Annotated in this window: 12 protein-coding genes; 2 read left to right on the top strand and 10 right to left on the bottom strand. The window is 70.8% G+C overall.

Annotation, left to right across the window (positions count from 1 at the left end):
• Positions 1-209: 209 nt before the first annotated feature.
• The 10 genes from ACFWX1_RS18495 to mpaB all read right to left on the bottom strand — a co-directional run bounded on the left by ACFWX1_RS18495 (position 210) and on the right by mpaB (position 11,573).
• A complete protein-coding gene (locus tag ACFWX1_RS18495) occupies positions 210-1,919 on the bottom strand; it encodes an alpha/beta hydrolase (RefSeq protein ID WP_378388766.1) in 1,710 nt (569 codons plus the stop codon).
• Between the two features lie 168 nt (positions 1,920-2,087).
• Positions 2,088-2,762 (bottom strand): hypothetical protein, encoded by a 675-nt coding sequence (locus ACFWX1_RS18490; RefSeq protein ID WP_378388764.1) that lies wholly within the window; start codon positions 2,760-2,762, stop codon positions 2,088-2,090.
• Between the two features lie 148 nt (positions 2,763-2,910).
• On the bottom strand, positions 2,911-3,642 hold the full coding sequence (locus tag ACFWX1_RS18485; RefSeq protein WP_378388762.1) for a hypothetical protein: 732 nt from the start codon (positions 3,640-3,642) through the stop codon (positions 2,911-2,913).
• Positions 3,635-4,354 carry an ABC transporter ATP-binding protein gene (locus ACFWX1_RS18480; RefSeq protein WP_378388760.1) on the bottom strand — a complete coding sequence of 240 codons (720 nt, stop codon included), beginning with the start codon at positions 4,352-4,354 and terminating at the stop codon, positions 3,635-3,637. Before ACFWX1_RS18480 ends, ACFWX1_RS18485 begins: the two co-directional genes overlap by 8 nt.
• Before the next feature lie 15 nt (positions 4,355-4,369).
• Positions 4,370-5,998 (bottom strand): daptide biosynthesis intramembrane metalloprotease, encoded by a 1,629-nt coding sequence (gene mpaP, locus ACFWX1_RS18475; protein ID WP_378388758.1) that lies wholly within the window; start codon positions 5,996-5,998, stop codon positions 4,370-4,372.
• Complete coding sequence (locus ACFWX1_RS18470; RefSeq protein WP_378388756.1) at positions 5,998-7,254, bottom strand: YcaO-like family protein; 1,257 nt, start codon at positions 7,252-7,254, stop codon at positions 5,998-6,000. The genes mpaP and ACFWX1_RS18470 overlap by 1 nt, the downstream gene beginning before the upstream one ends.
• The gene (gene mpaC, locus ACFWX1_RS18465) at positions 7,242-8,450 is read right to left on the bottom strand and encodes a daptide-type RiPP biosynthesis dehydogenase (protein WP_378388754.1); all 1,209 of its coding nucleotides are present in this window, start codon (positions 8,448-8,450) and stop codon (positions 7,242-7,244) included. Before mpaC ends, ACFWX1_RS18470 begins: the two co-directional genes overlap by 13 nt.
• Positions 8,447-9,691: a daptide-type RiPP biosynthesis aminotransferase gene (mpaD, locus tag ACFWX1_RS18460; protein WP_378388752.1), complete on the bottom strand. Its 1,245-nt coding sequence runs from the start codon at positions 9,689-9,691 to the stop codon at positions 8,447-8,449. Before mpaD ends, mpaC begins: the two co-directional genes overlap by 4 nt.
• Positions 9,688-10,539, bottom strand: a complete 852-nt coding sequence (gene mpaM / locus ACFWX1_RS18455; RefSeq protein WP_378388750.1) for a daptide-type RiPP biosynthesis methyltransferase — start codon at positions 10,537-10,539, stop codon at positions 9,688-9,690. The genes mpaD and mpaM overlap by 4 nt, the downstream gene beginning before the upstream one ends.
• Positions 10,536-11,573 carry a daptide biosynthesis RiPP recognition protein gene (gene mpaB, locus ACFWX1_RS18450; RefSeq protein ID WP_378388748.1) on the bottom strand — a complete coding sequence of 346 codons (1,038 nt, stop codon included), beginning with the start codon at positions 11,571-11,573 and terminating at the stop codon, positions 10,536-10,538. Before mpaB ends, mpaM begins: the two co-directional genes overlap by 4 nt.
• 285 nt (positions 11,574-11,858) lie before the next feature.
• On the opposite strand from mpaB, the gene ACFWX1_RS18445 reads away from it, so the two are divergent.
• A complete protein-coding gene (locus ACFWX1_RS18445) occupies positions 11,859-11,984 on the top strand; it encodes a daptide-type RiPP (protein ID WP_378328345.1) in 126 nt (41 codons plus the stop codon).
• 90 nt (positions 11,985-12,074) lie between these two features.
• The gene (locus tag ACFWX1_RS18440; RefSeq protein WP_378388746.1) at positions 12,075-12,233 is read left to right on the top strand and encodes an LxmA leader domain family RiPP; all 159 of its coding nucleotides are present in this window, start codon (positions 12,075-12,077) and stop codon (positions 12,231-12,233) included.
• Positions 12,234-12,324 lie beyond the last annotated feature (91 nt).

Raw genomic sequence — 12,324 nt, 5'->3', positions numbered from 1 at the left:
GATCAACGCCTTCGCCATCACGTTCGGTGACCGCTGGCCGGGAGCCGAAACCTACTGATCAACAACGCCGGAAACACCGATCATGGGATAGACCCAAACTGGACAGTCCTCAGTAGACGGCGACTGCTCGGCGGGCTGTTGGAGGAGGACTCGTGCGGCGTGTTCATGGCGGCACACCGCACGAGTCCCCCGGTTCGGTGCGGAAAGGGTCAGAGGTTGAGCTTTCCGGCGGCTTCGGCGGTGAGCTGGTGGCTGTCCACCGACGGGTTACTGGCGGCCTTCGCCCGGTCGGTGTCGGCCTTTCCGTCGGAGGTCGGCACGGGGAGCGGTTTGTGTACGTGCAGGGCGCTGTCCCGCGGCGGAGTGACTCCGTCGAGGTAATAGCTCTCCACGAGGTTGTCGATCTCGGGCACACCGTCGAGGTAGACACAGTGGTCGCCGACGCCGTCGATGTGCACCATCCGCGAGTTCTCGAACGACCGGTGCGCCGCGACAGCGCCTTCGTACGGCGTCGCCGGGTCGAGCCGGTTCTGCACCATCAGGATCGGCGGCAGCCCCTTGCCCGTGGGGGTCGGCAGGGCGATGTCCGCGGGCCGCTTCCAGGTGTCGCAGATCTGGCCGACCCAGCTCCAGCCCATCAACGGGTAACGCAGGCCCAGCGCGGTGGATTCGGCGAGGCGCGACGCGCGGGTGCCGTGCCAAGCGGTGTCGTTGCACATGATGGTGTTGAACACCGTGCTTTCCGTTTCCTCCTCCTGCGCGTCATCGGCGGGCTTGCGCGCGGCGTCGAGATCGGCGCGCAGCTGCTGCTTGTTGCCGACGGCAGCACCGTCGGCCCGGCTGTCGAGGGCCTTCTTCACCGAGCCGAGTGCCTTGCCCAGCTTCACGAACTGCTTGTCCGCGGAGTACAGGTTGACCACGATCAGGCTGTCCAGATCGACCGCTCCGAGCTTGCCCAGCTCGGGGTCGTCGATCGGCTTGGCGGCCAGTGCGGCACGCATCGACTCGTAGGCTGCCGTGATCGCGGCCGGCGTCGTGCCGAGATGGAACACGTTGTCGTACTTCGCCGCCCACGGCCGGAATTCCACGTCGAAGCGGCGCTGGAAGCCCATCGGCTGCGTGCTCCACGAGGTGTCGAGATCGGTGGTGAAATTCGTGTTGGCGTCGAGCACGAACTTGTCCACCCGCGCGGGGAACTGGGTCGCGTAGTGCGCGCCCATCCAGGTCCCCGCGGACCACCCGAGCCAGCTGATCTTCTCCCGGCCCAGCAGCGCGCGCAGCAGGTCGACGTCGTCGCCGGTCTGCTCGGTGGTGATCGTCGTGCCGAGCTCGCCCTCGGAACGCTGGCAGTCGCGCTGGTTCTGCTCGCTGGCGTCCTGGATCGCCTTGATGTTGACCGGGCGCCGATCACGGGGGTCCAATGCGGACCCGTTGTCCAGCGCGCCCCCGCAACTCACGTGGGTGCTCTTCCCGACACCGCGCGGGTCGAAGCTGACGAGCTCGAAGCTGTCCAGCATCCGGGTCCGCTCGTTCTTGGCGAACAGCAGCGGCATGGCCAGCCCCGGCTCGCCGGGGCCGCCGGGGTTGATCACCAGGCTGCCCCGCGGGGCGCCCTTGTCGTTGCGGATCCGGCTCACCGCGACGGTGATCGTCTTCCCGTCGTCGGGGTGATGCCAGTTCTGCGGCACGGTCATCGTCCCGACCTCGTAGCGTTCGACGCCGGGCTTTCCCTTGAAGGCGTCGGGCACCTCGCCCGGTTTGAACCCCGGTTTCCAGTCGATCTTCTGCTCCAGGAACCGCTTCGGCACGACCGGCTGCCCGGCCGCCTTGCCGGGCGCGTCCGCCAGCGCCGGAACCGCACCGGCGACCAACGCGCCGACCGCCGCCGCGACGACGGGGAGCACCGTCAGCTTCCTCACCACAGTTCGCCTCCAGCTCCCCGCCCGGAAACTCCCAGCCGGTGGACCATCTCGTGCTTGCTACGCATCAGCACACCCTGACACGCGCTTTGCCGATCAGCCACATTTCGCGCGACAGGACGATCCGAAGGTCGGGCACTGTTCAATCAAACGATGTAGCGCATCGAATCAGAGGACGTCACGGGTCTTCAGGACGCGCTCGGCGACCACGGTGAGCACCAGCAGCCAGCCCGCGAGCACCGCGAGCGCCGCCGGAACAGGCAGCGGCGGTGACGCACCGGCGTAGGCCAGCGACAGCTGTCCGCCCAGCGGGAGCAGGCGGCCGATCGCGGGTGCCGCACTCAGCACGGGGATCGCGGCGAGCAGGGTGACCAGCGCGGCCAGCGGCGCGAGGACGTAGTGCCGCACCAGTGAGCCGATCAGCAGACCCCATGACGCGGCGAACGCCGACGCCGCCATGCCGCCCAGCGTCGTCCACAGCAGCGAAGTGTCTACTGTGGATCGAGCGACGACAGCGGTCAGTACGGTGCCGTAGAGGCCGATGACGGCGCCACTCACCGCGGAGGTCACGACCTTCGCGCGCAGGACGTGCCCTCGACGGTTCAGCAAGACACAGCGGGCGAAGACGCCGTCGCGGTGCTCCAGCGCGAATCGGATCGCCCCGTACAGCGCGGCCATGACGGCGGTCTGGATTGCGGCGGCGGCGATCCGCTGGTGCGGGTCACCACCGCCGGAGGACTGGACGACGCTCGCGACGGCGGTGAACGTCACGAACCCGAGGCAACCGAGCAAGACGTAGTCACCGCGCAGCCGCAGCCATTCGGCACTCAGCGCGCGACTCATGCGATCGCCTCGCTTCGCGAGACTGTGTTTCGCGGGACACCCGCACCCGGTCGGCCGTCGCGAGCGGCTGCGCGATTGTTGCTCACGCCAGCCTCCGCGTTGAACCCTTTTTGGCGCATGATAATGATGATTCGCTCGCAAGCGTCGCTCATGCGACCTCCCGGCGGCGGAACAGCACCCAGCCGAGCCACGAGGCCGCGGCCAGCACCGGCAGGTACACCAGCACGCCGAGCACGGGCGGGAGGACGCCGTCGATCGGGGTCCGGATGATGCCCGCCAGCGCGGTCGCGGGCAGGAACCGTGCCACGTCCGGATAATTGAGCAGCAGCGGCAGTTCCACCCCGAGCGGCAGCAGGATCGCGATGCCGGTGCCGACGTAGTAGTTCGGCACGATCCAGCCGACCGCGACACCCCACGGCCCGGCCAGTGCGCAGGCGACGACGCAGCCCGCGAGCATTTGCCACGTCCTCGCGTCCATGACGAACGAGCGGGTGTCGGCACGCAGCACGAGCGTGACGATCACGGCCCAGCCTGCCGCGCCGACGATCCCGACGGCCAGCCCGCCCGCGGCGCCCGCGATCAGTTTTCCGAGGTAGACGTCGGCACGCCGGTTGGCCAGTACGGTCCGCACCACGGACTTGTAGTAGTACTCGCGGGTCACCAGCCAGCAGCCGAGGAACATGGCCGCGACCGGGCAGGACGCGAGGAAACCGAGCAGCAGGTGCGTGCCGGTGGCCGCGTCCACAGCCGACGTGTCCACTGTGGATTTCGGTGCGTTGGCCAGCAGCAGCGCGGGCATCAGGAGGGCGTAGGCGAACACCGCCAGCATCCAGAACCCGCTGCGTGCCTTGAGGATTTCACTGCGGATCGCGTCACGCACCGGGCACCCCCGCGTCGACGAGCTCGAAGAACCGGTCCTCGAGGTTGTGCTGCCCGTGGCCGGTGAGTTCGTCCAGCGTGCCGGCGAAGATCGTGCCGCCGCGGATGATGACGACCTCGTCGATGGTCTGGGCGACCTCGGCGAGCTGGTGACTGGACAGCAGCACGGTGCCGCCGTCGTCGGCGAAGGACCGCAGGAACCGGCGCAGCCAGCGCACACCTTCGGGGTCGAGACCGTTGGCGGGCTCGTCGAGGACGAGCAGCTCCGGGTCGCCGATCAGCGCGGTGGCCAGGCCGAGGCGCTGCTTCATGCCGGTGGAGAACTTCCCGACCCGCCTGCCGCCGACAGAATCGAGGCCGACCTTGGCCAGTACCTCGTCCACCCGCTTGTCCGGCACACCGGCCGCGGCCGCGCAGATCCGCAGATGCTTGGCCGCGGTCATGCCGGTTTCGAAGCCGACGCCGTCCATGTGCACGCCGATCCGCCGTGCCGGAGCGGCCAGTTCGGCGAACGGCGCGCCGAACACGGTGGCCGAGCCCGAGGTCGGGCGCAGCAGGCCCAGCAGTCCGCGCAGCGACGTGCTCTTGCCTGCGCCGTTGGGGCCGAGCAAGCCGACGACGCGTCCGGATTGGACGGTGAAGCTCAGGTCGGAGACCGCGGTCGTGCGCCCGTAGCGCTTGGTGAACCGGTCGAACCGGACGATCTCGTTCATGATGGGGGTGTTCTCCTAACCGAAAAGGGGGGCCAGCACGGGCCGGAGGTAGCGGCGGCCCGCCCACGTGCCGAGCGATACGGACCCGGTCTCCACGTGGGCGAGCCCGGCTCTCTCGGGCAGCCCACCGGCATCCACTGTGGACAGTGGGAGGGTGAGGGCGTGGCCGGGGATGTCCGAGCGCAGGGGCAGCAGGGCCGAGACGGGGACCTCCGCCGGTACCGGGGTGCCCGCGCCGACCCGGGCTGTCCCCAGCGTGGTGGTGAAGAACAGGCCACCTCGTTCCAGCACGACACGCTGGCCCGGCTCCAGCTCCGTCACATCGGTTCCGGACGGCAGCACCAGCCGGACGCCATGCGAATCGGCGACGTATCCGGCGGGAATGCGGTAGGGCACGTGTACCAGGGTGGCGACCGCGACGAGCGCGGCGGCGCCGGTCACCACCACCGCGGCCAGCCGTAACCACGACGCGCCCCCGCGCCGCGCGTCGGCCAGCACGCCGAAAACCGTGGCCAGCAAACGATAAGCGAGGTACGCGGCGAGCAGGCACACCACGATCGCGCCGACGAACCCGGCCGCCAGCATCACGTTCGTCCAGCGGGTCAGGGCCGCGGTCAGGATCACCACCGGGAACGCCGCGCAGGCCATGCCGTAGGGCACCGCCCAGCGCAGCCGCGGCAGTTGCCGTTCGGCGCGCACGCCGAACAACCGCCGTGACCACCAGCCCCGCGCGTCGCGGATCGCCTTGTCTCGCAGATGCGGAACGTCCACCGCGGCCATCAGCGCCAGGTACCCGTCGAGCTTGATGAACGGCACCAGGTTCAGGACGCCGATGAAGTAGCAGGCCAGCGCGAAGCCGACCACGGTCGTGCGCGTGTCGCCGGACGGCAGCAGCAGCGCGATCGTCGCCGCGACGCCGCCGATGACCGCCTGCGCGCTCACCCCGGCCAGCGCGATCGCCACTCGTTGCCGGCGCCGTGGCAGCCGCCAGCCGTCGGTGACCTCGCAGAAGCACGCGGGCGTCAGATAGAACAGCATGACGCCGAGCCAGCCGGGCCGTCCGCCGTGATGGGTCAGCGTCGCGCCATGGCACAGCTCGTGGACGACGGTGGTGGCGACCAGCCCGATCCAGATCCAGCCGAACGCGGGCAAGGTCATCGGCGCGGCGACCGCGCCCGCCACGACGTCCGGTTGCAGTGCCAGCGCGAGCAGCCCGGCCGCGCCCAGCACCGCGGCGGTCGTCACCACGGCCCGGCCCGAAAGGCGGGAAAGCAGGCCACGTAAGGGATCCAGCACCCGGGTGGCACGGATCAGGCGCAGTTGCACGGCCGCGGGCGGGAGCAGGACGACGCGGCGTTCGCGGGGCGCCACGGCGTTCCGGTCCGTGCCGAGCAGTCCCAGTCCGGCGAACTTCGCGAGCGCGCCGCGGACCAGTTCGCCGGTCCATTTCTCGCCGAGCGCGGTGGCGAGTTCCTCGCTGCCCAAGACGCCGTCGAGCGCGCTCAGCAGCTTGCCCGCGTCCGCGCCGACACGCAGCGGGTTCGTGCCCGGCCGCTCGACGATCCATGCGCCCGCTTCGGTGTCCGGCCGGTGCACCACGACCCCGGGCGCGAGGTGCGGTGCGGCTTCGATCGGCGTGCCCATCAGATCAGCGGATGCGGGAACGTCGCGTGCCGTCCCGCGGTCAGGCCGTGGCGGCGGCGCACGGCGTCGATCCGGTCGTGCCGCCACCCGAACGACGTCGCCTCGTCCATCCGCAGCGGCTGATAGCCCGGCGCGATCACCTTGACCACGCGCCAGCCCATCGCCCGGTGGACCTCGGGCAGACGCCCGGTCAGCTCGACGGCCGCGGGCCGGGCGCCGTCGGCGATCATCCCGCGCACCAAGGATTCCGGCGTCACCGGCGCCGCCGGGACGTCGCGGATCCGGGTGGCCCGCACGGGAAGATCCCGCAGTCGCCGTTCCAGTTCCGCGACAGCGGGTTCGGTCATCCACAGTCGCGCGCGATCGACGTCGTCGCGGACCATGGGCACCTGCGCGTCGCCGATCGTGTCCGCGATGCCGAGCAACGCGGTGCGGACCTGCAGTGCTTCCTGCAGGGCGATCAGGATCGCGCGGCCCCAGTCCGGATGCGCCTTGACGCCGACCGCGGCCAGTGTCCGGCCGCGGGTGCGGTCGACCGCCGCGGCGAGTACACAGTGGACACCCGGCAGCCCGGTCGTGACCTCGGCCAGGCTCGTCGTCAGCCCCGCCTCGCGCGCGGAAGTCCACAGTGTACGGATCTGGCGCCATGGCTGGGTCCGCGGTGCCGCCGCGAGTTCGGCGTCGGTATCGAGCGCGGTCAGTCCCGCCTCGGCAGCCCAGGCGACCGCGACGGCGTCCCGCTCGATCGTCTCCAGCAACGCGCCACGCAGCGCGAAGTCCAGGTCACCGCCCGCCGCGGCGCCCGACGGCGTCGGGTCGAACCACCGCGTGGACACCGGGTAGTCGACGAGCCCGGCGGGCAGCCACACCGGTTCGCCGGACCCCAGCCAGTGGCCCTCGTACCAGGTCAGCGGCTCACCGGCGGCGGCGGGATCGCCCAGCGACTCCGCCGCGAAGTCGAGCGTGTCGGGGGCGGTGGTACCGGTGCGGCTGCGGGGACCGCCCGCGCGACGGGGCATCAACGCGTACCGTTCGACGGCCTCGCCCGCGGCACGCACCATGGCGTCGGACCGGCTGGCCCCGCACGCGCCGACGAGATGCAGCGGGTACTCCTCCTCGCCGGCGTCGCGCGCGCCGAGCCCGCCGATGTCCACCGCGATACTCCACAGTGGATGGTCGGGAGGTGACGGCCTGGCGACCTGCCAGCGGCCGGCGAGCCCGTGCGCGGGGTTCAAAGTGGCCATCACGTCGAGCACAGCGGCACCTCCCTCGTGGCGTCGCGGTACAGGCCTTCGAGGTCGGCCACCGACAGTCCGGCCAGCATGGGCAGCGGGCCGCCCCAGCTTTCGACGGCGTTGGCGGCGGCTCGTGCGCACGCTTCGGCCGGGACCGTGGCGGGCTCGATCGTCCATCGGCGCATCAGGCAGGCGATGCCCTCGACCGGGTCCTCGCCCAGGCCGGGAACGAGGCGGGTGATCCAGTGCCAGACCTCGGCGAGCCGTCCGGGGTGGCCGTATCGGTGGTCGCCGGAGGCGATCCGCGCCCACACCGGCGGCAGGACGCTCGCGGTCGCGGCGATCTTTCCGGCGCCCAGCACCGTCGCGAGTTCGTTGGCCAGGTACCAGTGTTTCGCCGAGAACGGCTCCCGCCGGGCCAGCGCCCAGCCGGTGTGCGTGGTCGCGCTGAGCGTCGCGGCGGCGAGGCGGGTATCCGGCCCGGTCTCTCCGCGTGCCAGCTGGTCGCCGACGAGCAGCAGCCGGGTCGTGAGCGTCTCGGCTTCCGCGTCGCCGAGCTCGTCGGGCCGGTCGTCGCCGATGGCCGGGCCGAGCACGCGCAGCAGGGCCTCGAAAACGCCCTCGCGCAGCAGACGCGGCGGCAGGGTCGCGGTGAACCGCGGGTCCAGCACCGCCAGATCCGGCCGCAGCGCGGCACCGGTGACCAGCCGCTTGCGGCCCGGCGGTGTCGATGTCGTCGTGCACGCGACCTGGCTGACCTCGCTGCCGGTGCCGATCGTGGTCGGCACGAACACCCTGCGCGACAACGGCTTTCGTGCTGTGGCCGAGGGCAGGGACACGACCCCGGCGCGGCGGCTCCGGACAGCGACGGCTTCGAGAGCGGGCGGATCGGCGTAACCGAGACACGCTAGTTTGACCCGGTCGAGGACGCTGCCGCCGCCGAAGGCGACCACCGTCGACGGCGCCTCGGTGGTGAATACGTCGATGAGATCCGCGATCGACGTGGCGTCGTCGTCCGCGGCGCCGAGGCGCACGACGGAGCCAGGGGAAGTACCGAGGTCCGCGACGAGTCCGCGTAAATCCGGTGCGGCGTCGGCGAATCCGGCGTCCGCGACGACCAGGCAGCGCGGAGGCCGCGCGAGTTCGGCGGCGGCCGACTGCCACGCCTCGGGCCCGGCGTGCAGGATCGGGGTCGCCCGGCGGACGGTGGCGCTCACGCCGCGACCGCCCGGTCCGCTGCCACGTCGAGCCCGATCCGCAGGCGGTCCTCCAGCTCGGCGAGGTCGGCGCCGGTGTAGGTCAGCGCGGGGACGAGCTGGATCGCGCCCGGCCCCGGCTGCACGAGGACACCGGCGTGCCGTGCCTCGGTCACTACCGCTCGGACGGTTTCCGGCGAGGGGTCGGTGAGGGTGAGCGAGCGGAAGCACCCGACGCCGTCGCTGCCGGACACCAGCGGGTGCTCCTCAAGACGCGCCAGCGTTCCGTCCAGGAGCGTGCCGAGCCGTGCGGCCCGCGCGCAGGCGTCGAGCCGCCGCATTTCGGCGATGGTCGCCTCGATCGCGGCGCAGGTCGGCGGCGTCCCGGCCTGGGTCTCGCCGTGCACCAGCGTGGCGTCGGCGTCCTCGAAGGCCTGGCAGATCTCGTGGGAGACCACCACGGCCGAAGCCGCGCAGGTGCCGTTAGTCAGTCCCTTCGACGTGATCAGCACGTCCGGTCGCACAGGCCACGCCTCGGACGCGAAAAACCGGCCCGTCCGGCCGAATCCGGTCGCCACCTCGTCAGCCACCAGGACGAACCCGTACTCGCGGCGCAACTCCTCCAGCGCGGCGAGCAGCCGTTGGCCGAGCGGGTGCGCGCCCGAACCGAGAACCGGCTCGACGACCACGGCCGCGACCCGGCGTCCTTCGCGGGCCAGCAGCGTCGTCAGTTCGGTCTCGTCGTGCGGGGAGACGTGTCGCACCGCGCGCTGGTCGACGCCGTAGCCGTGCTGGCCGAGATCCTCGCCGGTGAGCCCGAAACTGCCGTAGGTGAGCCCGTGATAGCTGCCCTTGAGCCCCACGACGACGCGGCGCTGCGGCTCGCCGAGCAGCGCCTGGTAGTGCCGGACGAGCTTCATCATGACGTCGTTCGCGGCGCCGCCGGAGGTGGAGAACAGCACGCGGCCGAACGTCCCGGGCCCGCACACCTCCAGCAATGCGGTGGCCGCGCGGACCGCGGGTTCGTGCCCGGCGCGGAACAGCGAAAGGTACGACGCGTGGCCGAGCGCGTCCGTGACGGCGGAGGTGATCGCCGGGTTCCCGTAGCCGAGGTTGACGTTCCACAGCCCGCTGGTCGCGCACAGCGCCCACCGGCCGTCGGAGAACCGGACCCGGACACCCTCGGCGGCCACGGCGTGCCGATCGGCCCTGCCGTATTCGCTCGGCGGCACAAAGGATTCCCACAGCGGATACCGGTTCACGCGATCGCCTCACAAGTCAGGAGCACCGGATGCTGTCCGGGCTGGGCCGCCCCCGGCGTCGCTCGCAGCAACTCGTCGCCTTCGCGCCGGTCGGCGACGCGCAGGCCCGCCGTGGCGAGCTCGGCGATCAGCCGCGCCGAGTCCACCAGGTACACCTCGCTGACGAACAGCGTCCGATTCGTCGTCTGTCCGTCGTGGACACACTCGCGGAGGAGACTCGTGGTGCGGATTCCGCGCGGCGCGTCGAAGTGCTGGAACAGCGTGATCACCGTGTCGCCGGGCTCGCCGGTGTACGTGACCATGCTGATGCGCTCGGCTGTCCGCGTGGTCAGCAGTTCCGGTCCGAAGTCCATGGTGGACACGAGGAACCGTCCGCCGGGGGCGAGCAACTGCCGCACGCGGGAGAACAGCGCCGCGCGTCCCGCTTCGTCGAGCAGGCACACCGACGACGTGCCGAGCACGATCAGCTCGAAGGTGGCAGCCAGGTCCATAGTGGACATATCGGCTTCGACGGTCTTGAGCGTTCCCCGTGCGTGCGGCTGCTCGGCGTGCCGTTCGGTCAGCAGCTGGAGCATGGCGGGGGAGGAGTCGATCGCCCAGACGTCGTGGCCGCGTCCGAGCAGCGGCAGGGTCAGGCGGCCGGAGCCACAGGCCAGGTCCAGGACCGGGCCGGTGACCCGCCGGGCTGCCCGCAGCAGTTCGCCGATCTCCTGGGTGTCGCCGCGGCTCAGCCGGTCGTATTCGGCGGCCCCTTCCGGCCCGTACAGCGGCAGCGTGGTCAGCCCGGCGCCGTAGATCCGGGCGAGGCGTCCGGCGGTGCCCGGCGCGGTGATCGTCGCGGCCGTCATGACGTCGTGACCGGTGTGCGTGGTGTGGTCAGCCGCGTCGTGAGGCCGGTGAGCGCCTCGGTTGCCACCTCGGCCGTCAGTCCGAGATGTTCGACCGCCAGCCGCGCCGCGGCGGCGACGTCGTCACCGCTGACCGAGAGCAGTTCGACGAGCCGGGCCGCGTCCTGGCCGACCTCGAACCAGCGTCCGTCGCCCGGCTGATACAGCAGCGTCCGGTCCTCGGCCCAGAGCAGCAGTGGCGCGGTGCTGTCCTCGGGCCGGTCGAGCGGCAGGCTGTCGACCAGTCGCGCGCCGAAACCGGAGACGCGATAGGAACGGGTGTCGCCCCGCCGCAGCGATCGCAGCGCGTCGAGCGCGGTCAGGTACCGCGCCAGCCACGGGCGCGCGGCGTGTGCCTCGGAAGTGAGCGTGGCGTCCAGAACCGCCGACAACGCCTTTTTTCCTTGGGAATCAAGGGAATCCCACGTCCGCGGTGGCGCATCGATCGAGCCGATCACCGGGCCGGACGGCCCCGCGCGGAACTCACCGGACTCGGTGACGTGCACGCGGTCCAGCCTTTCCGTGGGGCGGGGCAGGCCGAGCGCGCACTGGTCGGCGAGCACGACCGACGGGTGCACGAGTTGTTCGGCGAACACTCCCTCGCGCCGTGCCAGCTCGGCGTCCTCTCCGAAGACCTCGAAATCGTGCGGCCCGGTCACCCGCACGACCGTCGGGCCCGCCACCGCCTGATAGGCGATCGACAGATAGTCCTGGGTGTGCACGAAAATCTCGTCGGCGATGACGATTTCATCGCCGGGTTCGGCCAGGGAGCCGTCATAGCCCACCGCTCGCGGGTCGGCGCCGGACGGCGCGAACACCACGTCGCCGGGTGCGGCGAAATCGTCCAGAATCGTTCCGGCGTGCGCGGCGGATTCGAGAAACCAGACCCGGTGATCCGCCGCGGGCTGATTACCGGAAATCCAGCGGATCAGCGCGTCACTGATCAGCCGGCGGCTTTTTCCGGCGTCGGCGCTACGCGTTTCGGTACTGCCCATGACTTTCCCCCTGGTTGCTGGCCGTGCACGCACGCCCGGAAAGAACAAAGCGACGGTAACCCGGAGTAGTGGCGGCGGCTCAAGTGAATGTGACGCCGATCACTGATTACAAAACGGCTCGGCGTGGTACACAGTTTGGCGCGCTCCGTGATGTCAATCGTTCGGTTGACGCGGGCTTCCATCATGCGATTTACCCCACGAGTGTCCGGTAGCGACTTCCGGCGGATTGCCGCTGGTCGAGCGGCCTGCCTAGGCTTCGCCGAACGCTGAAAGGGGGTGGATAGCGTGGAAGAACTCGATCTCTCGTTCCAGGAACTGGAAACCGTGAGTGCGCCGAGTGATGACGATTTCTGGGGTGGAGTCGGTGCCGGTCTCATCGCGGCCGGATTCATCGGTGCGACGCTGACCTGATTCCGCGTCGTTTCGCGATCGTCGAAAACAATTCCGTGTTCTACTGGGGAACTCCGGTGAACCGTGTCCGAAAATGCAGAGGGAAACACTATGGAAACGCGTGAACTGATGAACGGTTTCGGTACCTACACCGACGCCGCCGAACTGCAGGTCTCCGCCACCAGCGAGGCGCCCGCCAGCACCCCGTGGTGCCTCGGCCTGATCATCGCGGGCACCGGCCTCGTGGTCTCGGGCGACTCGAAGCACTGAGTCCGTCGCCGGGGGGGGGGGGGGGGCCCCCCCCCGCCCCCCCCCCCCCCCCCCACCCCCCCGCGCCCCCCGCCCGGGGGCAGAGCGGGGA

The organism is Amycolatopsis sp. NPDC059021, from assembly GCF_042739895.1.
Classification (GTDB): domain Bacteria; phylum Actinomycetota; class Actinomycetes; order Mycobacteriales; family Pseudonocardiaceae; genus Amycolatopsis.
Note: the sequence above shows the minus strand (reverse complement) of the source record. Positions and strands in the feature narration are given on the sequence as shown.